The sequence below is a fragment of the Colwellia sp. Bg11-28 genome, from assembly GCF_002836245.1.
GTDB lineage: Bacteria > Pseudomonadota > Gammaproteobacteria > Enterobacterales > Alteromonadaceae > Colwellia > Colwellia psychrerythraea_A.
In genome coordinates this window covers 195,322-222,206 of sequence record NZ_PJBA01000001.1, presented here as the reverse complement: position 1 = coordinate 222,206, position 26,885 = coordinate 195,322, and the positions used below count along the sequence as shown (strand labels likewise).

The following is a 26,885-nucleotide window of genomic DNA, read 5'->3' as shown; positions in this document are numbered from 1 at the left end:
TTATTTTCTGATATGAATAAAAGGGGAAAAAAGGCTCTATAATTGATAGTCATCATTATGGGCTATATACATGTTTGAGCTCTATCCAGAAAAGGCTAAACATGGCGTTAAGTACTGTAATAGGTGGTTATTAGCTCGATTTATGATTTAGACGATAAAAACAGTATAGACGTCTATACGTTTAGATGTTGACATATCTAGTGATCTAAGTAACAGTATAACTCTTAATTATTATGTGTATTTTTTGTTAGGTAGCGTCATGCCCATTAAAATTCCCGACCAATTACCAGCGTTATCAATTTTAGATAATGAAAATATTTTTGTTATGTCTGAGAACCGAGCAGCATCTCAAGAAATTCGTCCAATGCAAGTCGCTATTCTCAACTTAATGCCGAATAAAATTGAAACTGAAGTGCAGATATTGCGCATGCTGTCTAATACACCGTTACAGATAAATATTGAATTTATTCGTATACATAAAAATGTGTCCAAAAATACGCCAGAAGAGCATCTAGAAAACTTTTACCATTTGTTTGATGATATAAAACACAAACAATACGATGGTCTAATCATCACAGGTGCTCCGCTAGCTTTGCTTGATTATTCGCAAGTGAAATTTTGGGATAAAATTTGTGAAGTGTTTGATTGGGCAGAAAAAAATGTAACTTCAACCATGTTCTCATGTTGGGCTGCACACGCTGCGTTATATCATCACTACGGTTTAAACCGTCATTTGCGCAAAGAAAAACTTTCTGGTGTGTTTAAACACAAACCGCTTGATGATAAAGAGTCATTAACGAGAGGATTTGATGAAAACTTTAATGTGCCACATTCTCGTTATGGTTACATTGATAAATCAGATTATGAAAGCATTCCTCAAATACAGATATTAGCTGAATCTGCTGATGCAGGTGTATATTTAGCTGCCAGTAAAAACAAACAGCAAGTGTATTTGACGGGGCATCCTGAATACGATGCAAGCACATTGCATGAAGAATATTTACGAGATAGTAATAAAAGTGCTGATACTGCTTTACCCAAAAATTATTATCAAGATGATGACGCCAGCAAATCACCTGTTGGTTCATGGCGTAGTCATGGTAGTTTGCTCTATACTAATTGGCTTAACTACTATGTTTATCAAATGACGCCATATCAATTAGATGCTTCAAATATTAGAGCTATTCACCCTGATACTGTTATTTAGTTTTCACTAAAAGACCAACTAAGATTAATTAGTTGGTCACTATTATTTATCTTAGTCAGCCATTAAATAACTTTCGACACAGCGGAAAAAGAACATGAAAAAATCATCATCATTTGCCTTATTTGAGCAACAGTTAGCAAAAAACATTTTAATTTTAGATGGTGCAATGGGCACCATGATCCAAGCATATAAATTTGAAGAGCAAGACTTTAGAGCGGAACGCTTTGCTGATTGGCATACCGATGTAAAAGGCAATAACGATATGTTAGTGCTTACTCAACCTGAAATCATTAAAGCGATTCATCTTGAGTATCTTGAAGCCGGCGCTGATATTCTTGAAACGAATACGTTTAACGCAACAACGATTGCCATGGCCGATTACGACATGCAAGAGTATAGCGCTGAGATTAACCGTGTTGCTGCTCAAATAGCGCGAGAAGCGGCTGATGAGTACACTAAAAAGAACCCTGATCGTCCTCGTTTTGTTGCGGGTGTTTTAGGGCCAACTAACCGTACTTGTTCAATTTCTCCCGATGTAAACGATCCTGCATATCGTAACGTTACTTTTGATGAGTTAAAAGATGCCTATATCGAATCCACGTTAGCTTTGATTGAAGGCGGTAGTGACATTATTTTAATCGAAACTATTTTCGATACCTTAAATGCTAAAGCGGCAGTATTTGCAGTAGAAACTGTATTTGACCAATTAGGTGAGCGTTTACCTGTAATGATTTCAGGTACTATTACTGATGCCTCTGGTCGTACTTTATCAGGACAAACTACCGAAGCTTTTTACAATTCATTACGTCATGCAAAGCCTGTATCCTTTGGTCTTAACTGTGCCTTAGGTCCGGTTGAATTGCGCCAGTATGTTGCTGAATTAAGCCGTATTTGTGATACGGCTGTTTCTGCCCATCCTAATGCGGGTTTACCAAATGCCTTCGGTGAGTATGATTTCACCGTTGAAGACATGAACACTCATGTAGAAGAGTGGGCTTCATCAGGCTTTTTAAATATCATTGGTGGCTGTTGTGGTACCACGCCTGAGCATATCAGAGGCATGGCTGACTCAGTTGCAAAAATAAAACCGCGTAAAGTTGAAAAACGTGAAATTGCCTGTCGCTTATCTGGTTTAGAAGCATTAACCATTAACAAAGATAGCTTGTTTGTAAACGTGGGCGAACGTACCAATGTTACCGGCTCTGCCATGTTTAAGCGCTTAATTGTTGAAGAAGATTACGATAAAGCTATCTCTGTAGCTCTACAACAAGTAGAAAATGGCGCGCAGATTATTGATATCAACATGGATGAAGGCATGTTGGACTCAAAAACCGCCATGGTGCGTTTTTTGAACCTGATTGCTGGCGAACCAGATATTGCTAAAGTGCCGATCATGATTGACTCCTCTAAGTGGGATATCATTGAAGCGGGCCTGAAATGTATTCAAGGTAAAGGCATTGTTAACTCTATCAGCTTAAAAGAGGGCGAAGAAAACTTCCGTCACCAAGCTGAATTGCTTCGTCGTTACGGCGCGGCTGTTATTGTTATGGCATTTGATGAAGAAGGACAAGCTGATACGCGTAAGCGTAAATATGAAATTTGTCATCGTGCTTATCATATGTTGGTTGATGAAATTGGTTACCCGCCAGAAGATATTATTTTTGACCCGAATATTTTTGCTGTCGCCACTGGTATTGAAGAGCACAATAACTACGCGGTCGATTTTATCGAAGCAGTTGATGACATTAAGAAAAATCTACCTTATGCGATGATTTCAGGTGGTGTATCTAACGTTTCTTTCTCCTTTAGAGGAAACAACCCAGTGCGTGAAGCCATTCACGCAGTCTTTTTATACTATGCCATTAAAAATGGTATGGATATGGGGATTGTTAACGCTGGTCAATTAGCTATTTATTCAGACTTACCAGCAAATCTAAAACAAGCGGTAGAAGATGTTATTCAAAATAAGGACGATGGTGCGACTGAACGCTTACTTGATATTGCGCAAGAGTTTCATGGTAAAGCTGGCGGACAAGCCTCAAAGACAGATTTAACTTGGCGAGAATTACCGATTAACGCGCGTTTATCTCATGCGTTAGTTAAAGGTATTAATGAATTTATTATCGAGGATACCGAAGAAGCTCGTTTAGCGTCAGAGAAACCATTAGATGTCATTGAAGGGCCATTGATGGATGGCATGAATACTGTCGGTGATTTATTTGGTGCGGGTGAAATGTTCTTACCGCAAGTGGTAAAATCAGCCCGTGTAATGAAACAAGCGGTTGCTTATTTAAACCCTTACATCGAAGAGGGAAAAACTGAAATAAGCACCAACGGTAAAGTATTGCTCGCGACGGTAAAAGGCGATGTACACGATATCGGGAAAAACATTGTTGGCGTAGTACTGCAATGTAATAACTACGAAATTATAGATCTTGGCGTTATGGTTTCATGCGATGATATTTTACGTGTCGCTAAAGAAGAAAACGTCGATATCATCGGTTTATCGGGCTTGATCACACCGTCGCTTGATGAAATGGTTTATGTTGCTAAAGAAATGAAACGTACAGGCTTGAAACTGCCTCTATTAATTGGCGGTGCAACCACGTCAAAAGCCCATACAGCAGTAAAAATTGAGCCGCAATATGATGAACCCGTAGTTTATGTATCAAACGCTTCACGTGCGGTATCAGTAGTAAGTAATTTATTATCAAATGAGCATAAAGCAAAGTTCTTTGCCAGTACCCAAGAAGAATATGAACGCGTACGTGTTCGTCATTATAAAAAAGGTCCGCGCTCAAGTTTAATAAGCCTTGAAGCTGCTCGTGCTAATGCTACTAAAATTAATTTTGAAGATTATACGCCTAAAAAACCTAACAAACTGGGTGTAACTGTCCTTGATAATATCGATTTGAATGAAGTTAGAAAATATATTGATTGGACGCCATTTTTCATGACATGGCAAATGTCTGGTAAGTATCCGCTTATTTTAAAACATGAAGTGATTGGTGTTGAAGCAACAAGCTTATTTAATGATGCTAACGCCATGCTTGATGATGTTATTAATAATGAAAAAATATGTGCTAGAGCAGTATTTGGTTTGTTTCCTGCAAACAGTAATCAAGATGATATACAGCTATACACAGATGAAAGTCGCAGCGATAAATTAATGAGACTTCATCAACTACGTCAACAAAGTAAAAAACCAGCAGGGCAGTTTAACCGTTGTTTAGCGGATTATATCGCACCAGAAGACTCAGGCATTGAAGATTATGTTGGTGCTTTTGCTGTGTCAGCAGGTTTTGGTGTTGAAGATTTAGTCAAAGTTTTTGATGCAGATCACGATGCCTATAATTCAATATTACTTAAAGCGGTAGCGGATAGATTAGCGGAAGCGAGTGCTGAATATTTACATGAGAAAGTGCGTAAAGAATATTGGGGTTTTGCCCCCGATGAAGATTTAAATAATGACGCGTTAATTCGCGAAAGTTATCAAGGTATTCGACCTGCACCAGGATATCCTGCTTGTCCTGAGCATACTGAGAAAGGTTTATTGTGGGAGTTACTCAATGTTAAAGAAAACATTGATATGGACCTCACCTCAAGTTATGCGATGTGGCCAGGTGCTGCAGTGAGTGGTTGGTACTTCTCGCACCCAGAGTCTAAATACTTCGCGGTAGCAAAATTAGCTAAAGATCAGGTGCTAGATTATGCAGTTCGTAAAGGATTTACCTTAGAGCAAGCAGAACGTTGGTTATCTGCAAACTTAGACTATGAACCAGAGTAAGCTGAACCAGAATAAACTGAGTCGTTTAAATAGGTGAACTGATTACCTATTTAAGTTACACAAGTTGAGACTAATAAAAAAGGCTGCACCATGTTTATCATGGTGCAGCCTTTTCGTTTTCTAGTTAATGCTTTTTAGTAAAATGAATTTTGCTGGTAATGTATTACGTTATTACAAGCACTTTACTGGCCTTGGCTTATACCTTAGCTCATATCTTAATTATGCTGATTGATATAAGTCTGTTTGTGGTACTTCAAACTTATTATTGAATTTGGCGGATAATACTCCTTTACGATGTGCTAGTGCTGATTGTAGTTTTTTGGCTACTTTTGCAATGGCAACATAAAGTTGTTTGTCAGAAGCATTTACGGTTACTTTTTCACCTTCATACAGTGTGGTTACTTCAAGTTTTTGTAGATGCGGTTCAACGGTAATGGTCGAGTTTAGCGTCATGATTGACGGATAATGTTTAGAGATTTTCGCAAACTTATTTTCGATAGATTGCTTGATACCTTCAGTTATTTCAACGTGGTGTCCAGAAATTTTAATCTTCATAGTCTTACCTCTTTTGTTATCTTTAACTTTATCTGTGTCGTTATCTTCAATTTCATAATCCTCCTTCAGTCATAAAAATGCAATAGAAAAATGGTAGATAAATGCAATTAAATGTAACCCGATTTTTAGGGTTTTTTGGGCATGAAATATGCTAATAAAAAACTAATAAATAATTGAGTTGTTATTCAAAGAATTAATTAAACCAAAAATGACAAAGCAAAAAAAACGGCAAGTAACTTAAGTTACTTGCCGTTTGAGTTGTTCGAAATAGCTAATGCCTTGTAGTTAATTTCTAGTAGTTAACACCAAAGTTACACTGAACAGGTTATTTAAAATGCCTATCAAAGAAATCCATAATAGTCGCGTTTAAATGCACTTTTACTTTTTTTCCACGCATACTGTGTTTACTACCCGGGTAGGTCATCAGTTCAAATAGTTTACCTTCATCTTGTAAGGCTTTAATTAATTTCGTGGTATTGGTAAACAATACATTGTCATCCGCCATTCCATGATAAACCATCAGTGGACCGCTTAAGCCAGAAACATAAGGGAACACACTGCTTTGCTGATAACCTGCAGCATTGACTTTAGGGTGATTTAAATAGCGTTCAGTGTAATGCGTATCGTAGAGCATCCAATCTGTTACAGGCGCGCCACTTACACCAGCTTTGAAGTAATCACCTGCTTTAAACATAGTCATTAACGCCATGTAACCACCGTAAGAGTGACCAAATACACCAATGCGTTCTTTATCAACATACGGCAATGTCTGGAGGTATTTCACACCCGTAATTTGGTCGGCAACTTCAATTTGGCCCAGCGTCTCATAGATTGGAAATTCAAACGCGGTACCACGGTAGTTAGAGCCTCGATTATCAAGCTGATAAACAATATACCCCTGTTGTAACATGTATTGGGTTATATCAGCGCCTTGCCACTTATTAGTGACCAGTTGTGCGTGAGGACCGCCATAAACTCTAACAATGACAGGGTACTTTTTGCCTGGTTGCATGTTCTTAGGTTTATAAAGCTTGTAGTACAAATCAGCTTTGCCATCATCTGATTTTAAAGAACCAAATTCAGGCATGACTAAGCCATTATAATAAGGTGCTACAGGGTGCTCAGACGTCACTTTATTTTCAGCTAACCAAGTAATATGTTCACCATTAGCTGAATGCAAACTTACCTGTTTAGGTGTTTTCGTATTTGAGAAACTATCAATATAACTTTCGCTGGTTTGACTGAAGTTTATGCTATGAAAGCCATTGCGCTTAGAAATACGCTGTACATTTTCAGGCGATTTTCCGCTAAGAGGAACTTTATATAAGTGACGTTCAAGAGGAGTGTCAGCACGACCGGTAAAGTAAACCCAACCATTCTTTTCATCTACACGTGTTAGTGAATCAACTACCCACTCGCCTTTGGTTAACTGAGAAATTAACTCACCTTTTAAGTTGTAATGGTAAAGGTGCTTGTAGCCGTCGCGCTCGGAAGCCCAGATAAAAGTTTTATTGTCACTTAAAAAAGTTAAATCTTTATGCAAGTTAAGCCAATGGTTAGATTTTTCTACTAGTAAGGTTTTTTGGCGACGTTTTTTTAAATTGTATGTTTTTAATGTTAACGTTTTTTGGTCACGACTTTGTAATTGGTAAGATACCTTTTTACTATCACTAAGCCATTTCACACGTGGGATATAAATATCCTTGTTATCACCTAACTCAACAAAACGGATTTTTTTACCTTTAATGTCAGTAACGGCTAGTTGAATATGAACATTATTAGTCCCTGTTGCAGGGTAGCGTTGTTCAATTAGCTCAATTTTTTCAGCGTATATTTCGTTACGAATAACCGTTTTTACCGGAGTTTCATCGACACGTAAAAAAGCAATATGCTTTTCATTTGGCGACCACCAATAACCGGTCATACGCGACATTTCTTCTTGAGCAACAAATTCACTCATACCATTTTTAATGGTGCCGCCGCCATCGATGGTAAGTTGGCGCTCTTCACCTGAAGCAATATTTAATACATAAACGTTTTGCTCACGAATATAAGAAACAAAATTGCCTTTAGGTGAAAACTTTACATCAGTTTCAAAACCAGCAGTTTCCGTTAAGCGTTTAGCTGTTTTTGTTGCTAAATGGTAGTAGTAAATATCACCATTAAGCGGAAATAATAATGCACTACCATCTTGTGAAAATTGGTATTCCATAATACCAACACCATAAATACGTTGGCGTTCACGGCGTGCTTTTTCTTCGTCAGATAAATTTTCAGGGCCACTAAATAAGGATTGAGAATCAACAAGCAGCTTATTTTCTTTACTGGCTAAATTGTATTCCCACAAATCATAACGGTTTAGATCTTCTGCTTTACCTTGAAGGTAAGTTACCCGTGTTCCGTCTGGAGAAAATTTCAATGACTTGGGTGTTTGACCATTAAGAGAAGGCGAACTATAAATGCGCTCAATGGTTAATTGCTCTGCGCTAGGCACTTGGACTTTCTCATCACTTGCATTTGCACTCAATGGTAAAGCTAATGAGCAAAGGAGAGAGAAAAGTGCTTTTTTAACAGTAAATTTCATAGGAAAGTTATCTTATTAAGTTATTTTATTTGTTTGTGGTAATAGGTAATTATATGCGTTGTGCCTATGACGTCCATGCCAATATTTTTTAGCCCGAGCACTTTAACAAACGCTAGTATATTAAACTAGCGTAGTGCTAAAAAAGGACCAATATTTTAAGGGATACTATCTTTAAAAATTGGTCTTAGTGTAAACAATAATGGCAACAAATTATTTGTATAGCCTGCAAGTTATTAGGCTTTCAGCTCATTATTTTATCAATTCAATGAGCTCATGAATGGTTTTTACTGCTTTGATATTAGCGCCTAGTCCTTCCATTGATTTATGATAATTACGGTAAGGAATAAATATTTCGGTGAAGCCATGCTGCGCTGCTTCTTTAACACGAGGTACGCCACTGTCTATTGGTCTAACGTCGCCATTTAAGCTCAACTCACCCATGATGCAGGTATTACGCGGTATAACAAAGTCATTCAGGCTACTTAATAGCGCAGTGACCAAGGCTAAATCGATACAGGTTTCAGACTCATCAATTTTTAAGCCACCGACTATATTAAAAAAGGTATCGTGAAATATCTTCGTTTTGGTATGTTTACGCAATATCCCGGTTAACATTTTAATCCTGTTCATGTTCAAACCAACACAAACACGTTGTGGAAACTCTGCCTCGGTTTCAGTGGTCAAACATTGAATTTCTAACAGTAGGTTGCGATTACCTTTACGAATACAGGTTATTGTCGAACCAGGAGATTCGGTACTAGAACCCGATAAAAATATTTCGCTCGGGTTATCAACACTGAGCATGCCGCGTTCACACATTTTGAAAATGCCGACGGTGTCGATATCACCAAAACGGTTTTTGTTCGCTCTAAGCGTACGAATTTGACCGTCATTCGTATCAATATGCAACAGGGCATCTACTATGTGTACTAGCGTTTGTGGGCCGGCAATTTCATTGTTTTTATTTACATGGGCAATAATAAACATGGTGACATTATTTTGCTTGCAGTATTGGGTCAGTGATTGCGCACTGCTTTTTACTTGTGAAGGAGAGCCAGGACTGCCATTAGCATTTTCAGTGACTACCGCTTGAATAGAGTCAATTACTGCAAACTTAATTTTGTTTTTATCTAATTCATCAATGATGGCTTCAACACTGGTTTCTGCTAATAGATAAAGGTTATCTTCGTCATAATCCAACTTTAATCGGTGCACACGGTTTTTGAACTGAGAAAGGGATTCTTCAGCGGTACAATAAAGTGAGGCGTGAGTTTTTGACATACGAGCGACAAGATCGGAGAGTAGGGTCGTTTTACCTGCGCCCGGATCGCCAGAAATAATATTTACCGATCCTGTTGTCACTCCTCCGCATAAAACACGGTCAAGCTCACCGATACCCGTTAATCTTTTTTCGGCGTCAATGGATTCAATTTCATTAATCTTTTTAGAGCCGCCACCTGTTAAGCCAGCATAACCGCCTGAACTTGTTGTACGAGTAGCTGCATTTTTATTTGCTGTTTTTGGTATTTTCATTTCTACCAAGGTATTCCATGCTCCGCAACGGCATTGCCCTTGCCAACGCGTATGATTCATACCGCAATCGGTGCATACAAATTCGATTTTTGCTGCTTTTACCATCTAGATTTACCACCTTTTAAACGATAACATGACGGTAATAAGCGTCTGTCATTGAACAATATTATGTGAATTTATACCAAACGGATTAATTTATTGGTCAGCTTAGAGCTACATTAGCGAGCTTAAAACAAGTAAAATGAGTTAACTATAGTTATTCTATATTTCATTCATTTTGTGATGTTATCAGTTTGCTATTGAGCTCCCGTAGGGCGAATTTAAAAGGCTTACATGCAGCGTTATTGATTTTGACAAGGGAATAACCATTCTCTTCAATCAATGCCTTGCCTCTAAGCCTTTTAATTCTCGCTAAGTGATCAATCAATTAGTCCGGTTGGTATTACACTATCAAACTAAACCAATTTATAAAAATGAATGGTTTTGTTTGATCTCCATCATTGAGAGGCATAGAAATTGCTTAGTTTTTAATGATAAAGTCGGTTAGATTATAATGATTTTGATTTTTTTTGTCTAAGTTAAAAGTAACGATAAAAACTCTAACCTAACAGCGACGCTGTAATTAAGTGTTAAAACATGCGCTAAATCAGAAGTTAATAATAAAACTATGGATAAAGATTTCAGTAAACATCATAAAATCATTGCCAATTTTCGTGGTGAGGTAAACAAAAATAGTTTTGAAGCGAGTTATAGTGCTGTAACTGAGCACCTTAATAAAACTGAAAAATTTTTGTTAAAAATGGAATTAAAACGTTTAGCGGGTGCTTGCGCGCGCTCCATTGATTTACGTGGTTTGGTCAATGGTGAATGTCAGTTATTTGACTTTCAAGGTCAAACCCATTTTTTAGATGACGTTGCCATTGCTACTTTCAAAGAAAATGTGGCGGTATATGGTAGTTATACCTTTGGCGTGTACGAATCAGTTAAAAATGCTAAAAATAGTTTTCGTAATATTTATCAAAATGAGCAGGTTACCCCTAGCGTCGTTGAGAGCATTAATAATAACAAATCAGGAACAGAAAAGCTCCAATATCCTGCGAAACTAAATTTCTTAGCAAACTATCCCAACCGTGCTGAAGAGCGAATGAACTTTGCTATTCCTATCACCTTAACTGTACTGAATAAACAGCAGTTAGCGACAACCAGTATTGATCTGAGTGTTAAGGGGATTAAGTTTAAACTGATTAATGATATTTCTTTATTTAAAGGTGATCAATTAAGTATCGCCTTTACTGGTTTAGAGCAAGAGTTTCAATTTAGTAAAGATGATTTATTTTATTTTGAAGTTAAAAATGTCCTACGCGACTCGGGGACTCAACTAATAGGTTGTCAGCGTATAGATATTCCTGAAAATGATAGCTTTGAGCGATTCTTAGTGGGTTATATTCAAGGAAATAAACGCCGGTATAAAATCAACTTAGATAACAGTTTAGCGGCATTACAGACGAGAAGCCTTGAACAATATGCATTAGTTAAATTAAATGAATTAATTATATTTATGCAAAGTGCCGAAGGGGATATGAACAAAATGTCTCCTCGTTATGCACTAACGACCAAGAACAATCAAAAGTTATATCAATATTGGCACGATGAGAAAAAGCGCCCAGCATTACATTACCTTGTTAATGCTGAACGACTAGCGCGTTTAAATGTCTTACAACAACAAGGTAAGAGTTTATTAGTGTTTAGCTTTATTCATCAGCATAAAGGTGAGAAGTTTTTCTATACGGTAGATGAAGAACAACTTAAACATGATAATGCTTTTTTTATGCAGTTCTTAGCTTTTGCTGCCAGTAAAAGTAGCTTTGCTATCACAGCGTTAAAATCGCTGACGATAGATGCTGAACAAGCTTATTCACCTTTTACTTTATCTACTGCTATTACTAAACAGCAGAACTATTTAAATTCCCCTCTAACTGAGGAAGTGAATGATATTCTTGCGCATTTACCCTGTGCAGTAACTGCAACTGATGTTACTGATACCAGTGACTTTAATGATTATCAAGCGCTAGGCTATGAGGGCATCGATCTCGATCGACTTAAAAGTTTAGGTCAAAAGCATAACGATAAAGAAAGCCGAGTCGATGAAATAACTTTGAGTTATGGACATCAACGTCAAGAAGTTCGCTTTAAATATCAAACGCCCGTTACTATTGAATCTAAGGCTTCAAATTGGTCTGGATTGTCGGCAGACTTCTCTGTTTCTGGGTTAAAAGTGGACTTAGAAAACCCCGCTGCTTTATCAAAAGGCGATATCGTTCATTTAAGCTTTCCAAAATTACAGAAAATCACCTCAGCTTTTGATCTAAAGCAGTTACCTTATAAGATCATGAGGATCAGTAAAGATAAAAAGGTGGTCAACCTGCGTGTGTCCGTTAAAGAGCATCAACATATAGGACGATCATTTTTTAAATTATTAATTGATAAGAACAAAAATAAATTAACCCCTGATGAGTATGCCATGCTAACACCTGGTTTATCAGCTGCACTAAGAACTTTGTATGCGGTGAATATGGAAATACCTACTGCGATGGTGCAATCAAGTGGTAGTCGCTATAAAGTAGAAAACTTAGTAGTAGGGACGCACGGTTATCAAAGCCATAAAAATTTATTATCAGCGATGTTACGATTAAGTGATCGTCATGGTTATTATAATTTATACCCTATGTTGGGGAATTTGCAGGTCAGTAATCTAATTGATCAACATATGAAAAAACTCATGGCGAGTGATACTGCCGTTAGTGAACTCATCTATATTGCTATCGATGCAAGTATTACAGACATAGAAAAATCGGTAACAATAAAGCAAGTGAGTGAGCTTAATACCCCACAGATGAGAAACTTTTTTATTAAAAACGCGTTGAAACAAGGTGACTTTTACAGCCTGCAATTGAAATTATCACGTAGTGATGAGGCTCATATGGAACATTTAAACCCAGAGCTGGCGTATATCGGCTCTTATGCTATACATCGTGGTAAACAACTTGAGCAAGATATCTATAGTGTTGCTGGGTTAGTTCAGCTAATTGATGTCACACAAGAAACATTACTGAGATATAAGCTGACTCAATAAGTTTTTTGCTATTTGTTGCAGTTGAAAATTTCAGTGTAAAACTAAACCTGATTGTTATTATTTACCCGCACTATTTCAATATGTCTGAATTTACCTATTGAAATAGAGCGAATATAGATTGTGATCAGCCTTCTAAAACTTTAGATGACATGATAAAAACTACGCTAACCAGTGTAACAGGCAATCTAAACCTTGCTCGTTTATGCTGCTATCAGCTTGAGCTAATACAATAGGTTTAGCATGGAAAGCAACACCAAAGCTTGCCGCAGCCATCATCACTAAATCATTGGCACCATCACCCATCGCAACGGTTTGATTTACTGGTATTTGATACTCTTTACTTAAAATGGCTAAAGAATCCGCTTTTACTTGCGCATCAACCACGCTACCTAAAACCTTACCGGTGAGTTTTCCATCAATAATTTCAAGGGTGTTGGCAAAAGCAGCATCTAAGTTTAAGGTTTCTTTTAGATGATCGGCAAAATAAGTAAAACCACCAGAAGCAATAGCAATACGCCAATTGTGCTTTTTAAGCTCAACAATGAGTGGTTTTAATCCAGCCATTAAGGGAATGTTTTTTGCTACATCACTTAATATACTTTCCGGTGACTCTGCTAATGTTGCTACACGTTGATGCAGACTTTGTGCAAAATCGAGTTCACCCAACATGGCGCGCTCTGTTACTTCAGCGACTTCTTCACCAACGCCCGCTAGCTTAGCTATTTCATCAATACACTCAATTTCTATGGTGGTTGAGTCCATATCCATCACTAATAATCCAGGCACTGCTAATTTAGGTACCTGTGTTAATAAAGCGGCTTCAATTTTATTCGCTAAAGCGAAGTCAGCTACTGCTTTACGGGTTTTGATAAAGTCAGCACAGTTCACTTGAAAACGACAACTCGTTTGATTATTACGGTGATTAATCGTAGTGAGCGTTATGATTTCAAGCTGAGCATCGTTTTGCAATGCTAACAGCTGCGACAGGGGAAGTTGTTGGAATACAACCAACTCTATCTGCTCTTCTGTTGCCGGTTCACTTAATATATTATCAGCTAAAGTAACTGCTTTTTCAGACAAACTAAAAGCGATAGGTAGTTGTTGATTTTGTAAATTATTGGCTAAATACTGTTCAAGCGAAAGGGGTGATATAGTGGTAATAAAAGACACGTTAACTCTCTTGGGTATGTTCTAAAATTAATAAACTTCACATCAGTTAATAATCTAACTATAGTGGCACTATCGATGCGCTAAAATGTCACCAGTGTTCTTATGAAGCAAGCCGAACAGCCTTTATACCCTAAATTATCCTCGATTTATAATAAAATCCTGCAATTAGCTAGTGCAATTTTGCTTATCATAGTACTGATGAGTCTCTGGCAGTCAACCGGAGAGAGAAATAGTGATAACTTAACGGCGCACTTTAATTATATTGCTAAGCAACAACTTCAACAGGCGATTGCGGGGGTTGCGGTTATTCTTGAGCAATCACATGAAAGTAAAGTAGATCAAGATGCGTTTTTACAACGTTATCTTGATGGTTTAACAAAAGTTAATTTTGTTAAACAAGCCCATTTATATGATGCTACAGGGCTATTAGTCGTATCGAGTGCTTCGGTGGAAAAAGATAAGCAGGGTAATGAACTCGCTCCGCCTAGTGCAAAGAGTATTAACGACCTTTACGGAATTTCTCCTCATCAACGCAATGTAACAGATACCTTAACGCCTTTTGTTGAAGAAATACGTCAAACCGACTCAAGCAGTTACAATCTACATGGTTATCTTCGATTTACTATCGAGCAATCTTATTTAACTGATCTTTTAGCTAAAGCGGATGAAGAGCAACAGTCTTTACAACGCTTAATGTTGTTATTAGCAGGCGTCGTAGGGTTCTTACTTACTCGGGGTTTAAATCGTTTTAGCAGGCGCGGATATCGTTTAGAGTCTGAGTCTAAAACAGACTAATACATTTCATTTAAGTGAAAAATATCTGATTGATGTTATGTTCAAGCTGATTTGCTATCTCCTCTGAACTTTCAGGGCGTATGGTTGATAACACCTCAAAAATTTTTATTAGATTTACTGGGGAGTTAGTTGGAGAGCTAACTAGCGTCTCAAGCTTTTCTTGTTCCCTACGCTCATTATTTGTCAGAACTTCTTCACCTGTCACTTCTCGACTTAACGGCATCGATGGCGCATCAGTTTCTAAAACTAAACTCTCTAAGGGAAGGCGCTTGAGGGTATTGATGGTTTTTTTAGCACGAGAATAAGTAATAGTACTACCGACACCGAGTTTAAAACCTAAATCAATATACCCCATAGCTTGTTGATAACTACCTGAGAATCCATGAATGATGCCTTTTCTTTCTAACTGATATCTTTTCAGGAACGGCATTATTTTATCGTGAGATTGCCTGTGATGTATTATTACCGGTAGGTTTTGCTGTTTAGCGAGATTGAGTTGAAAATCAAAAAAATGCTGTTGATGATGCAAGTTATCTTCAGGGGTTTGTCCATGGTTTACGGCTTGTTTGGCAATAGCGCCGTCAATGCCAATCTCTCCTACGGCAATTATCTCGTTTCGTGACTTAATTACTAACTCACTTAATGTTTGAAGGTGAGAGTCATTAAGGGCTTGTAAAAACCACGGATGAATACCTAAGCAAGGGTAAATCTTAATCGGATTAGTGTTGGTGATATTACTAAGGTTATCAAGGCAGCGCTTTGCTAGATTAAGGACTTGAGTGAAGTTGTCAGGCGCAATAGAGGGCACGATTATACGGTTAATTGCAAGTTGCTGACATTGGGCTAATAAAGCGGGTAGTTGCTCACTAAAAGCAATATCATCAAGGTGGCAATGGCTATCGGTAAACTGCATCATTGCCCCTTTGATTATTTATTTTTGAGAGTTAACTATTAAGAATAGGACTTCTATTCTTGAACACTAAACCTTTCCGTCGTCATGCTCTGGGTGTTTTAATTGAGCATCCAGTTTGATTACTGGACTCCCGATCTTACATTACTTGAATGACGTAAGAGTTAAGATAACAAACTCCGTTTATTGTAATTTATTTCTAGTAAACGTTAGTGGAAGGAAAAAAACGGAGCTGACGAATTTCAGTGAGTATTTTTTGACGCTCCAATCACGTTTACTAGGGTAAATTTACATACGTTCCATTGTTTCAATGCCTAATATATCTAACCCTTGTTTTAAGGTATCAGCAACAACGTTACATAACGCTAGACGTGAAGCTTTAACTTCATCGCTAATGCCTTCTTTAAGAATAGGACAGGCTTCATAAAAACTCATGTAGAGGCTGGCCAATTCATAAAGGTAGTTACATAACAAGTTAGGTGTACATTCACTGATAACTGCATCAACCACATCTTCAAGTTGTAATAACTTTAATGCTAAGGCTTTTTCTTGTGGTTCGATTATGTTGATAACCGCATCATTTTTAACTGTTCCAGCCTTGGCGCTCTCTGCCTTAGAGAAGATACTTTGAATACGAGAGTAAGCATATTGTAAATAAGGTGCAGTAGCGCCTTCAAAGCTCAACATCGTTTTCCAGTCGAAAATATAATCACTGGTACGATTTTTTGATAAATCGGCAAACTTAACTGCGCCTATGCCTACTTTCTTAGAGATTTCAGTTAGATCAGTATCAGTAATATCTGGATTTTTCTCTTTGATTAATGCCGCAGCACGCACGATAGATTCATCAAGTAATTCAGCTAACTTGATAGTACCGCCAGTACGGGTTTTAAATGGCTTGCCATCATCACCCATCATCATGCCAAATGGGCAATGTTGGTAACCGACATTTTCAGGTAATAAGCCAGCTTTACGCGCAACAATTTCAACTTGTTTAAAGTGTAATGCTTGACGAGCATCAGTAAAAATAATAATGCGATTGGCTGCTAGTTTACCACTGCGGTAACGACATGCAGACAAATCTGTTGTTGCGTATAAGAAACCGCCACCCGATTTTTGTACGATAAATACTGGTGCTTCACCATCTTTGTTAGCCATTTCATTAATAAAAACAACTTTAGCGCCTTGACTCTCTTCCGCTATTTTTTTCGCCATAAGCTCATCAACAACAGTAGATAAATCGTCGTTATAAGCGCTTTCGCCCATAATATCAGAGCGTTTTAATGACACATTTAATTTAGCGTAAATTTCTTCACTGTGCGTGATTGAAATATCAATAAACTGTTGCCATAACTTGGCACAAGCTTCATCACCACTTTGCAGTTTAACTACATCAGCACGTGCTCTATCAGCAAAACCTTCTTCGTTATCAAAGCGTACTTTTGCTTCACGGTAAAAATTTTCTAAATCGGCAAGGGCAGTTTCAGCAACTTCATCACTGGCAAGTTTATCGCTTAAGTGTGCGATTAACATACCAAATTGCGTACCCCAATCACCCATGTGGTTTTGACGAATAACTTTGTCACCACGAAATTCTAATGCGCGTACAACAGCATCACCAATGATGGTTGAACGTAAGTGACCAACATGCATTTCTTTGGCAAGGTTAGGCGCTGAATAATCAACAACGACTGTTTGCGATTCATCACCAGGGGTTACGCCGCGTTGTGCTACGCCAATAAAGTCATCTTGAGCAACTTCATTTAGTTGCGCCGCTAACCAGCTTTCATCTAAATGAATATTAATAAAACCAGGGCCGGCTAATTCAATTTTGCTAGCGATGCCGTCTAAGTCTAGTTCGGCAACAACCTTGGTTGCTAACTCACGGGGATTGATTTTTAGTTTTTTTGCTGCGCCCATCACACCATTAGCTTGGTAATCACCAAACTGAGGACGGTTAGATAAGCTAATTGCAGGATTAGTACCTTCAGGTAAGCCAGCAGCAACCATAGCTGCACTGACTCTTTCGCTTAATATGTTCTTAATATTCATTGTAATAGACTCTTTATCATTGTTATTTGGCTCAATCTTGGCATCAATGATACTCACATGCGCTGCATGCTCCGTGTCATTTCTTTAACCTTGAACCAACTAACTGCGATAAAGAAGCTATTACGCAGTTAGTGAAATTTATTTTTTAAGTTCTGCTTCATTATTAAAATAATCAGCAAAATATTTTTAATCTTTATTTACGATTTAATTCTGTTTGGTTAACTAGTTCGTTTATTTTACAAGGCGCTTGATCATTTTTATAAGGGAGCTTAGTACACTAAGTGACAGCATAAAAATTATCAAGCAACACCGAAAAATGACGAACTAGGACACCAAACTAGTGTTCACGAGTCGAGTGGAACACGATATCAGGATTTCGCTCTTGTGCTAGCGATAAGTTAACCATCGTTGGTGCGATATAGGTTAAGTTATTACCACCATCTAAGGCTAAGTAATCACCCGATTTCTTTTTAAATTGCTCTAAAGTACGTTCATCATCACAAGTACACCAACGCGCGGTAGCAACACTAATAGCTTCGTAAATTGCATCAACTTTGTATTCAGTTTTTAATCGCTGCACAACAACTTCAAACTGCAATACACCAACAGCACCAACAATCATATCGTTGTTAATGAAAGGTCTAAATACTTGTACAGCACCTTCTTCAGATAACTGAATCAAACCTTTCTGTAGCTGCTTAGCTTTCAATGGATCACGAAGGCGAATACGACGGAACATTTCCGGTGCGAAGTTAGGAATGCCGCTAAACTTCATCATTTCACCGGCAGTGAAAGTATCACCTATTTGAATACTACCGTGGTTGTGTAAACCAATAATATCACCAGCAAAGGCTTCTTCAACGTTTGAACGATCACCAGCCATAAAGGTTACCGCATCGGCAATTTTTACATCTTTAGCAAGACGAACTTGTTTCATTTTCATGCCTTTCTCATACTTACCAGAGCAAATACGCATGAAGGCGATACGGTCACGATGTTTTGGATCCATATTGGCTTGAATTTTAAAGACAAAACCAGAAAATTTTTCTTCTTCAGCAGTCACTTCACGTAAATCTGTTTTGCGAGGTAGTGGCTTAGGTGCCCATTTAGTCAGACCATCAAGCATATGATCTACACCAAAGTTTCCTAATGCAGTACCGAAAAATACTGGCGTTAATTCACCTTTTAAGAACTCTTCTAAATTAAAGTCATGAGACGCGCCGGAAACAAGCTCTAATTCTTCGCGTAAATCATCAGCATAGTTACCAATTATTTTATCAAGTTCGGGGTTATTAAGACCTTTAATAACACGCTTTTCTTGAATCATGTGGCCTAGGCCAGATTGATACAAAGTAATTTCGTCATCAAGAATATGATAAATGCCTTTAAATTCTTTACCCATGCCTATTGGCCAGGTAATAGCAGCACACTTGATTTTTAATACCTCTTCAACTTCATCCATGACTTCCATTGGATCACGTACATCGCGGTCCATTTTGTTCATGAAAGTAATAATTGGCGTATCGCGAAGACGAGTAACTTCCATTAATTTAACGGTACGTGCTTCAACACCTTTAGCAACGTCAATTACCATCAAACATGAATCAACCGCAGTAAGCGTACGGTAGGTATCTTCCGAGAAATCTTCATGACCAGGGGTATCAAGTAAGTTTACTAAACAGTCATTGTAAGGAAATTGCATTACCGAGGTAGTAATTGAGATACCACGCTCTTTTTCCATTTCCATCCAGTCAGATTTCGCGTGTTGACCTGATTTTTTACCTTTTACCGTACCGGCTCTTTGTAAGGCTTGACCAAACAAAAGTACTTTTTCGGTGATGGTGGTTTTACCCGCATCAGGGTGAGAAATTATGGCAAAGGTGCGACGTAAATCGACTTGCTGTTGCTGTACAGACATGCAAATTACCTGTTAAGTAAATAGTAGAGAAGTGACTTTAGTACTTGGCTTAGTACAGCGCTTCTCATTATTATTAAAAATTGCGCGCATTGTACCATTAAAGGGCGTGTTGTTTAAGTTCGTCTTATTCTTTTATGATGTTTTTTATAACGGAAGAAATAATGATGCATTATCACGGGTCGGGTGATCGAGGGGTGATGGATGGCGTAGTGAATATAACGAATTATAAATCGAGATAAAGACTGAGGTTACAGTAACGTTAGCTGCTTGTTATTGAATTCTTGAAAAGAATAATTCAGCTGAGGTTAGGTCAAAAATTAATTAAACAAACTTGAAATGAATTGGGATTCTTTTTGCTCTAATAAAGGCGCTTGAACCTTAATTATTTCTCGATGGTCAGTATTGTTGTATTGTTGAGTTACTTGACTCGATAATAATGCGAAAGCTTGTTGCTGGCTTAAACCGGTAAGCTGGCTAATTTTTCTCAGCGCATCATTGACAATAAGGCTTGTGACACCTTCATTAGACAGCAGGCTATCTGTTGTGTGGGTTATCTTAGTAAACATTTTGCTCTCCTTAATTAGGTGTAAGAAATACTGTAAAAACCTTATTGCGGTTCTTGTTCAGTATCTTAACTAAAGGAGAGCGATTAACTAGCTACTTTACGTATTCAAGTGTTGTTATTTGTTAACGGGCTGGCTGGTTTGATGCAGTAAAGAGGACTAATCGTTATTAATGAATGAATGAATGAACGAACGTACTAATTAATTACTTACAAGCCAATGACATGACAATGGCATCTTCATAACCAAAACCAGTGCTACTTGGATAGTAACCTGTGCGGCGATTGATTTCGATAAAACCCGCGTTCATGTAAAGCATTTGTGCTGCGATATTTTTTGCACGAACTTCTAAAAATACCTTGGTGGTACCGAGCTTTTTAGCTTGAGCTAAAAATTGGTTTAGTAATACTTTTCCGTAACCTTTACCTTGCTCAGTAGGATTTACACAAATGTCCATCAGTGTCGCTTCACCGAGCACATATTCACCAATATAAAAACCAATATAAAAACCAATAGCATGATTGTCGGGTATTTCTGTTGCTGCGTTTTGAGCAAAGTTAATAGCTAGTTTTTCGCCGAAATAACGACCACCAATACAACTTAAAAAAGTTTTCTCACTCCAAGGGTGTGAATGACAAGCGAGCTCTATTGGCATTAACGTATCTAGGTCAATGCGCGCTATTTCAGTAAAGTGGTTTGTTTTAGATTTTGTTCCATTACTCATTGGGTTTGCCAACTCATTGTGTTTGCTTAGTCAATAATTGCCATAATTGCTTTTTAAGCGCAGGCGATTTTGAAAGTTCAGTGATAGGTGGAGTGAACAGCTGTTGCTCGACCCATTTGATTCCATTTTGTGATGATGTTGCTGTGAAATACCAGTTAAAAAGCCCTAAATCTAGGTGATCACTTTGATGATTTATTTCACCGATACTTAAACCTATGGCTAATAAAATGTCATTGAATAGTTGCTGACTAGCTAAATACTTTAAATCGATATCAATATATTGTTTGGGCTGAGCTTGAACGGTGTCTTTTGGCGTATCACAGGTACGATGCTGCCAAAGGCTGATACCCATTTCAGAGAGTTGCTCAAATTGATGTTGATTAATGCTCATCGGTGATGGCTTATTTGCTCTAGATTTAAGGGTAAATATAATGACAGAATTTGCAACAGACTAAAAGTAGATAAATTCATAGGAATAATAAAATATGAACTAAGTGTTATTTTGTTCGATAGTTTATAAATATCTACAAAGAGTTGACTTAGATTTTATGAAGAGAATATTTAGATAATACAGAAAAAACAAGAAGAAAATGGCAGGGGTGGAGAGACTCGAACTCCCAACCATCGGTTTTGGAGACCGCTGTTCTACCAATTGGAACTACACCCCTGCAACAGATTCGAATTATACTGATGCGCAGGCAAAGGTAAAGAGTAAAGGTGATTTTTTTTTGTATTTAGTGTTTGTTCGACTGTTTTATCAACAAAGTGCTAGTAAACTAGCCTGTTCTATTTAGTGAAGTTTGATAGCTAGGTGAAATTGACCAAGTTCACTCTTTATCTCAAATGACTAAACTTGGTTATTATTTACCTAAAATGGTAACGGGTATAGATGGAATACCAACATAGTTTACTTATGCCGGTACACTTACTCGTTAATTTCAGCTGCTGTTTATCTTTTAATGCTACCAAAACTTAAATTACAAAAGCGATATTTATCAGGATAAGGAAAAACATCTTTATAAATACCATTGGCGACATCTTGTTGGCATTGTTGCCAATATGCCGCTGTTAATAAATCTTCGTGGTGTATTTTAAATGCTTTGAGGTAACTTGGATTTGCGAGTGCAAACGTAGCGAGCTCCTCTGGGAACATATCTCCAGGCATTACGCTATACCAAGGTTCAGCCGCATATAATTGTTCTTCAGTCACCGCTTTAGGTTTTACTCTAAAGTTGATTTCATTCATATAAGCTATTTCGTCATAATCATAAAAAATCACCCGTCCATGACGTGTCACACCAAAGTTTTTGAGTAACATGTCGCCAGGGAAAATATCTGCGGAGATTAGCTGTTTAATGGCTTGACCATAGCCGAATAAGGCGTCATCAATTTTTTGCTGTGCTTTATTTTTAAGGGCATCCATTAGGTATAGATTAAGTGGCACCATTCGGCGCTCTATATATAAATGCTCAATAATAATAAGAGCTTCTTCGCCTTCACCTTCATAGCGAATGATAGATGGTGCTACTTTTTGAAGTTCAGCTAAAAGCTCATCGTTAAAACGCGACTTAGGAAAGGCTACTTCTGAATATTCCATAGTATCGGCCATTCGACCGACTCTATCGTGTAACTTAACTAAACGATATTTTCCTTTTACATCTTTTTTGGTTATGTTTTTACTGGGTGAAAACTTATCTTTGATGATTTTAAAAACATAAGGGTATGAGGGCAGGGTAAATACAGACATCACCATACCTTTAATACCAGCAGCTAATTCAAATTGGTCATCACTGCTATCGAGGTGGTTGAGAAAATCTCGATAAAACTGTGTTTTTCCTTGTTTATGAAATCCAATAGCAGAATATAAATCAGCTTTGGTTTTATGGGGCATTAGCCCTTGTAAGAAGTTAACCAGCGCATAAGGATGTTCACAGTCAACAAAAAAGTAAGCGCGAGCAAAACCAAAAACAACCGCCATACTTTCACTACTGGTGAGTAATGCATCTATATACAAACCACCCTTTTCATTATTAAGCACCGCAATAATAAATGGTGTTTCTCCCGCTGGCGATAATACCCGGCCAATGAGGTAAGCACCTTTATTTCGATAAAAGGTAAAGTTAAGAATATCAAACTTCAAATCTTCTAATTTAACACGGGTTTTATGTGCTTTTCGGCGAAAAGTGTTAATAAGCGCATCAACATCACGATCGAGATCTTCAAATGGGATCACCGTTCTATGACTATTCATAATGTCACAAATCGTTTGTTTTAAGCCAAGTTCTTTTGGCTGATAAGAAGTATAGATTTCCGGCTGTGTTTTATCATCAAGTCGGTGAGCGGTACTCTCGACATAGATATAATCGTTGTGATAATACTTACGCTCGAATAAGTGACAAAAAACCGAGTTATAAAAGGTTTCAGCTAATTCTGGTTGTTTATGATTGATTAATAAATCAGAGTAGACGGCTTTAACTCGTTGCCATAACGCATCATCAAGCGAGCTAATATTAAAGTCTTCCTTTATATCATTGAATGTTTCTTTTACACGTTCGTCATAAAAATTGGTTCTTGCCCTAGCAGAGCGATGAATTTCATTCCATTGACATTGTTGAAATCGATTTCGGGCAGATTGAGTAATTTCGGTAAAAATTGCAAAATGGCGTTCAAAACCATTAATAATTGTATTGGCTATAGTAAGCGCAAGTTCATCTTTCATAGGGCAATTAACTCTTTAGTCGATTTAAGTAAGGGCGTGTCAGCACAGCTTATTTACCAACATACACTAAAAGCTCAATTACAGAGATAATTTTCCTAAATACTGGCTATAACAAGCAATAATGTTGTTTCAACACAAGATTGTTCTCTGATCTTGACTCTTAAGTTTTAAAAGTGGCGAATTAACTTGCTATCAATGGCGTGCAGCTCTAAAATTACGCTTTTTTTAAAGCAGAAAAATAGCCAATATCATGCGTGTTTCAGACTTTTCCTTTGATTTACCCGAAGCCCTTATTGCTCGATACCCAAAAGCTGAGCGTACTGCTAGTCGTTTAATGACCTTAAATGGCAACTCAGGCGCTATAACCGATGGTGTTTTTACCGATATTGTCGCGCAATTGAACTCAGGTGATTTGCTGGTTTTTAATAATACCAGAGTGATCCCTGCCAGAATGTTTGGTCAAAAAGCCAGTGGTGGAAAAATTGAGGTGTTGGTTGAGCGTGTTATCGACCAAAACACAGCTCTGGCTCATATTCGTGCGAGTAAGTCTCCTAAAGTTGGCAACGAACTTTTCTTAGGTAATGAAGACAGTGACGTTAAAGTTAAAGCGACTATGGTGGCGCGCCATGGTGCACTTTTTGAATTAAAATTTAACAGTGACGAGTCAGTGTTAACTATATTAGACAAAATAGGGCATATGCCACTACCACCTTATATAGATAGACCAGATGAAGACAGTGATAAAGAACGTTATCAAACTGTTTACAATGAAAAGCCCGGCGCGGTTGCTGCGCCAACAGCAGGTTTACATTTTGATGAAGCTTTATTAGAAAGAATTAAGGCCAAAGGCGTTGAACTGGCATTTGTTACATTGCATGTAGGCGCAGGGACTTTTCAACCAGTTAAGGTAGATGAAATTGCTGATCATATTATGCACGCTGAGTATGTTGAAGTATCAGATGAAGTTGTTGCCCAAATAGCCAAAACGAAAGCCGCTGGCGGAAGAGTTGTTGCGGTTGGAACAACCTCTGTTCGCTCACTTGAGAGTGCTGCAAAAGCAGCACTGGATAAAAACAAACCATTAAGTGCTTTTTATGGTGATACCGATATATTCATCACCCCAGGTTGTCAATTTCAAATCATTGATGCTTTAGTAACTAATTTTCACTTATCTGAGTCAACCTTACTTATGTTAGTGAGTGCATTTTCTGGCTATGACCATATTATGTCTGCTTATCAACATGCGATAAGCCAAGAATACCGATTTTTTAGTTATGGTGATGCTATGTTCCTTACGAAACAAGAGCTAACTAAGCAAGATACGCCGTAAACGTTATAGAAAAAATACTATTTATTAAACCAACACCGCCAGCCTGTTTAGCTAGTAGGTGAGAGAGAAAATTTATGACTGAAACAGTAAAAAATAAAATGAAATATGAACTAATCACCACTGATGGTAAAGCCCGTCGTGGTCGATTAACGTTTGACCGTGGTGTGGTGGAAACCCCAGCATTCATGCCTGTGGGTACGTATGGTACGGTCAAAGGCATGAAAGCTGAAGAAGTAGAGGCTACTGGTGCTCATATCATTTTGGGTAATACCTTTCACTTAATGTTACGTCCAGGTACCGATATTATTGAGCAGCATGGTGGTTTGCATGACTTTATGAATTGGAATGGACCGATTTTAACCGACTCTGGCGGCTTTCAAGTCTTCAGTTTAGGGAAAATGAGTAAAATCACCGAAGAAGGTGTTCGTTTTAGCTCACCCGTTAATGGTGAAAAAATTATGCTGACCCCTGAACGTTCAATGGAAGTTCAGCGTAGTTTAAATTCTGATATAGTGATGATTTTTGATGAATGTACGCCATACCCAGCGAGCCATAAAGAATCTAAAGATTCAATGGAGCTCTCGCTTCGTTGGGCACAGCGTTCAAAGGATGCTCACGGCGACAGCCCGAACGCATTGTTTGGTATTGTTCAAGGTGGCATGTATGAAGACTTACGTGAAGTATCAGTTGCCGGCTTAAAAGCAATTGAGTTTGATGGTTACGCTATTGGTGGTTTGTCAGTAGGTGAGCCCAAAGAAGATATGGTTCGAATATTAGATCATACCGCACCCTTGATACCTAAAAATAAGCCCCGATATCTGATGGGAGTAGGTAAACCGGAAGATTTAGTTGAAGGTGTACGCCGTGGTATCGATATGTTTGATTGTGTGATGCCTACACGTAATGCCCGCAATGGTCATTTATTTGTGAATACGGGTGTTATTAAGATCAGAAATGCTGCCCATAAAACAGATGTTGCACCACTAGATGATACTTGTGATTGTTATACCTGTAAGAATTACTCACGTGCTTATTTACATCATTTAGACAAGTGTAAAGAAATACTGGGTTCGCAATTAAATACCTTACATAACCTTCATTTTTATCAAAAAGTGATGCAAGGTTTGCGTGATGCCATTGAGCAAGGTAAATTAGACGCCTTTGTAGAAGAATTTTACGCTTTACGTGGTTTACCTGTGCCGCCATTAGCAGAAGGTAGTAAGCAAGTTTAGCTTTCATTAATTGAAAGGTTTTGTTAAATCTAGTGGCTTAGTGTTTTGAAGGGCTTTCATTTAATTGAAAGGAAAATGCACGGAGCTGACGTTAGTCAGTGAGTACCTTTGACATATCAATTGGGCGAAAGAGCAATAAAATACAAAGTCACTAACTAATTTATAATTAAAAATAAGAAGTAGAGAAATATATGAGTTTATTTATCAGTACAGCACACGCCGCAGCAGCACCAGCAACAGCCGGTGGCGGAATGGAAATGATCATTATGCTAGCCGTTTTTGGTTTAGTGTTTTTCTTCATGATCTATCGTCCACAAGCTAAACGTGTAAAAGAGCACAAAGGTTTAATGTCTTCATTAGGTAAAGGCGATGAAGTCTTAACACAAGGCGGTATTGTTGGCAAAATCGTTAAAGTATCTGATGAGAAAGATTTTATCGTTGTTAGTATTAGCGAAGGCACTGAAGTTACAGTACAAAAAAGCGCCATAAACGCAGTACTTCCAAAAGGCACAATGAAATCATTGTAGCAGCTTATCTCATTGCCAATTAATACAGTAACTGCATCGGAAATACTCATTGACATGCGTCAACTGCGTGTTTCTTTTTTGTTACTGTATTAACTGGCTGCGAGCTTAACACTACTTAACTATTGTTAGCTAAAGCCTATCAATTG

18 protein-coding genes and 1 tRNA gene are annotated in these 26,885 nt (G+C 37.8%); 7 read left to right on the top strand and 12 right to left on the bottom strand.

The annotated features are described in order from the left end of the window. The first annotated feature begins 259 nt into the window (after positions 1–259). Together CXF79_RS00895 and metH are read left to right on the top strand one after the other, a co-directional pair. Complete coding sequence (locus CXF79_RS00895; protein ID WP_011041938.1) at positions 260–1,207, top strand: homoserine O-succinyltransferase; 948 nt, start codon at positions 260–262, stop codon at positions 1,205–1,207. Positions 1,208–1,301: 94 nt separating this feature from the next. Continuing rightward, a complete protein-coding gene (gene metH / locus CXF79_RS00890; RefSeq protein WP_101153555.1) occupies positions 1,302–4,994 on the top strand; it encodes a methionine synthase in 3,693 nt (1,230 codons plus the stop codon). A 219-nt stretch (positions 4,995–5,213) separates the two neighbouring features. Here the strand turns inward: metH and hpf are convergent, their stop codons facing one another. The 3 genes from hpf to radA form a co-directional block, all read right to left on the bottom strand. Then, positions 5,214–5,549 (bottom strand): ribosome hibernation-promoting factor, HPF/YfiA family, encoded by a 336-nt coding sequence (gene hpf, locus CXF79_RS00885; RefSeq protein WP_011041941.1) that lies wholly within the window; start codon positions 5,547–5,549, stop codon positions 5,214–5,216. A 325-nt stretch (positions 5,550–5,874) separates the two neighbouring features. Beyond that, the gene (locus CXF79_RS00880; protein WP_101153553.1) at positions 5,875–8,133 is read right to left on the bottom strand and encodes a S9 family peptidase; all 2,259 of its coding nucleotides are present in this window, start codon (positions 8,131–8,133) and stop codon (positions 5,875–5,877) included. A gap of 249 nt (positions 8,134–8,382) precedes the next feature. Then, positions 8,383–9,771 (bottom strand): DNA repair protein RadA, encoded by a 1,389-nt coding sequence (radA, locus tag CXF79_RS00875; RefSeq protein ID WP_101153552.1) that lies wholly within the window; start codon positions 9,769–9,771, stop codon positions 8,383–8,385. Positions 9,772–10,333: 562 nt separating this feature from the next. Here radA and CXF79_RS00870 point away from each other — a divergent pair. Continuing rightward, positions 10,334–12,799 carry a PilZ domain-containing protein gene (locus CXF79_RS00870; protein WP_101153551.1) on the top strand — a complete coding sequence of 822 codons (2,466 nt, stop codon included), beginning with the start codon at positions 10,334–10,336 and terminating at the stop codon, positions 12,797–12,799. Between the two features lie 159 nt (positions 12,800–12,958). Here the strand turns inward: CXF79_RS00870 and serB are convergent, their stop codons facing one another. Continuing rightward, complete coding sequence (serB, locus tag CXF79_RS00865; protein ID WP_101153550.1) at positions 12,959–13,969, bottom strand: phosphoserine phosphatase SerB; 1,011 nt, start codon at positions 13,967–13,969, stop codon at positions 12,959–12,961. Between the two features lie 102 nt (positions 13,970–14,071). On the opposite strand from serB, the gene CXF79_RS00860 reads away from it, so the two are divergent. Further along, positions 14,072–14,764 (top strand): hypothetical protein, encoded by a 693-nt coding sequence (locus tag CXF79_RS00860; RefSeq protein ID WP_101153549.1) that lies wholly within the window; start codon positions 14,072–14,074, stop codon positions 14,762–14,764. A gap of 10 nt (positions 14,765–14,774) precedes the next feature. On the opposite strand, the gene CXF79_RS00855 is transcribed toward CXF79_RS00860, so the two are convergent. From CXF79_RS00855 to aceK, 8 genes are all read right to left on the bottom strand, one after another. Continuing rightward, a complete protein-coding gene (locus CXF79_RS00855; RefSeq protein ID WP_232769039.1) occupies positions 14,775–15,680 on the bottom strand; it encodes a TatD family hydrolase in 906 nt (301 codons plus the stop codon). 282 nt (positions 15,681–15,962) lie between these two features. Continuing rightward, positions 15,963–17,726 (bottom strand): arginine--tRNA ligase, encoded by a 1,764-nt coding sequence (gene argS / locus CXF79_RS00850; protein WP_101153692.1) that lies wholly within the window; start codon positions 17,724–17,726, stop codon positions 15,963–15,965. 337 nt (positions 17,727–18,063) lie between these two features. Further along, a complete protein-coding gene (prfC, locus tag CXF79_RS00845; protein ID WP_011041949.1) occupies positions 18,064–19,644 on the bottom strand; it encodes a peptide chain release factor 3 in 1,581 nt (526 codons plus the stop codon). A 317-nt stretch (positions 19,645–19,961) separates the two neighbouring features. After that, entirely contained in the window at positions 19,962–20,210 is a 249-nt protein-coding gene (locus CXF79_RS00840) for a hypothetical protein (RefSeq protein ID WP_011041951.1), read from the bottom strand. A 202-nt stretch (positions 20,211–20,412) separates the two neighbouring features. Then, positions 20,413–20,931: a ribosomal protein S18-alanine N-acetyltransferase gene (gene rimI, locus CXF79_RS00835; protein ID WP_101153547.1), complete on the bottom strand. Its 519-nt coding sequence runs from the start codon at positions 20,929–20,931 to the stop codon at positions 20,413–20,415. Between the two features lie 13 nt (positions 20,932–20,944). Next, positions 20,945–21,322, bottom strand: coding sequence for a DNA polymerase III subunit psi (locus CXF79_RS00830; RefSeq protein ID WP_101153546.1), 378 nt, complete (start codon positions 21,320–21,322; stop codon positions 20,945–20,947). 200 nt (positions 21,323–21,522) lie between these two features. Next, positions 21,523–21,599 (bottom strand) — tRNA-Trp (locus CXF79_RS00825). Positions 21,600–21,880: 281 nt separating this feature from the next. Next, a complete protein-coding gene (gene aceK, locus CXF79_RS00820) occupies positions 21,881–23,650 on the bottom strand; it encodes a bifunctional isocitrate dehydrogenase kinase/phosphatase (RefSeq protein WP_011041955.1) in 1,770 nt (589 codons plus the stop codon). A gap of 250 nt (positions 23,651–23,900) precedes the next feature. Between aceK and queA the strand changes: the two genes are divergently transcribed. The 3 genes from queA (at position 23,901) to yajC (ending at position 26,739) form a co-directional block, all read left to right on the top strand. Beyond that, positions 23,901–24,980, top strand: coding sequence for a tRNA preQ1(34) S-adenosylmethionine ribosyltransferase-isomerase QueA (gene queA, locus CXF79_RS00815; protein WP_101153545.1), 1,080 nt, complete (start codon positions 23,901–23,903; stop codon positions 24,978–24,980). Between the two features lie 98 nt (positions 24,981–25,078). Further along, a complete protein-coding gene (gene tgt / locus CXF79_RS00810; RefSeq protein WP_041737349.1) occupies positions 25,079–26,212 on the top strand; it encodes a tRNA guanosine(34) transglycosylase Tgt in 1,134 nt (377 codons plus the stop codon). Positions 26,213–26,403: 191 nt separating this feature from the next. Continuing rightward, entirely contained in the window at positions 26,404–26,739 is a 336-nt protein-coding gene (gene yajC / locus CXF79_RS00805) for a preprotein translocase subunit YajC (protein ID WP_011041958.1), read from the top strand. Positions 26,740–26,885 lie beyond the last annotated feature (146 nt).

Coding starts and splice junctions, on each gene's coding strand:
- CXF79_RS00855 (WP_232769039.1), bottom strand. CDS start 15,680: ATGATGCAGTTTACCGATAGCCATTGCCACCTTGATGATATTGCTTTT.
- CXF79_RS00860 (WP_101153549.1), top strand. CDS start 14,072: ATGAAGCAAGCCGAACAGCCTTTATACCCTAAATTATCCTCGATTTAT.
- argS (WP_101153692.1), bottom strand. CDS start 17,726: ATGAATATTAAGAACATATTAAGCGAAAGAGTCAGTGCAGCTATGGTT.
- yajC (WP_011041958.1), top strand. CDS start 26,404: ATGAGTTTATTTATCAGTACAGCACACGCCGCAGCAGCACCAGCAACA.
- tgt (WP_041737349.1), top strand. CDS start 25,079: ATGAAATATGAACTAATCACCACTGATGGTAAAGCCCGTCGTGGTCGA.
- hpf (WP_011041941.1), bottom strand. CDS start 5,549: ATGAAGATTAAAATTTCTGGACACCACGTTGAAATAACTGAAGGTATC.
- CXF79_RS00830 (WP_101153546.1), bottom strand. CDS start 21,322: ATGAGCATTAATCAACATCAATTTGAGCAACTCTCTGAAATGGGTATC.
- queA (WP_101153545.1), top strand. CDS start 23,901: ATGCGTGTTTCAGACTTTTCCTTTGATTTACCCGAAGCCCTTATTGCT.
- CXF79_RS00840 (WP_011041951.1), bottom strand. CDS start 20,210: ATGTTTACTAAGATAACCCACACAACAGATAGCCTGCTGTCTAATGAA.
- CXF79_RS00870 (WP_101153551.1), top strand. CDS start 10,334: ATGGATAAAGATTTCAGTAAACATCATAAAATCATTGCCAATTTTCGT.
- aceK (WP_011041955.1), bottom strand. CDS start 23,650: ATGAAAGATGAACTTGCGCTTACTATAGCCAATACAATTATTAATGGT.
- prfC (WP_011041949.1), bottom strand. CDS start 19,644: ATGTCTGTACAGCAACAGCAAGTCGATTTACGTCGCACCTTTGCCATA.
- radA (WP_101153552.1), bottom strand. CDS start 9,771: ATGGTAAAAGCAGCAAAAATCGAATTTGTATGCACCGATTGCGGTATG.
- CXF79_RS00880 (WP_101153553.1), bottom strand. CDS start 8,133: ATGAAATTTACTGTTAAAAAAGCACTTTTCTCTCTCCTTTGCTCATTA.
- CXF79_RS00895 (WP_011041938.1), top strand. CDS start 260: ATGCCCATTAAAATTCCCGACCAATTACCAGCGTTATCAATTTTAGAT.
- rimI (WP_101153547.1), bottom strand. CDS start 20,931: ATGAGTAATGGAACAAAATCTAAAACAAACCACTTTACTGAAATAGCG.
- metH (WP_101153555.1), top strand. CDS start 1,302: ATGAAAAAATCATCATCATTTGCCTTATTTGAGCAACAGTTAGCAAAA.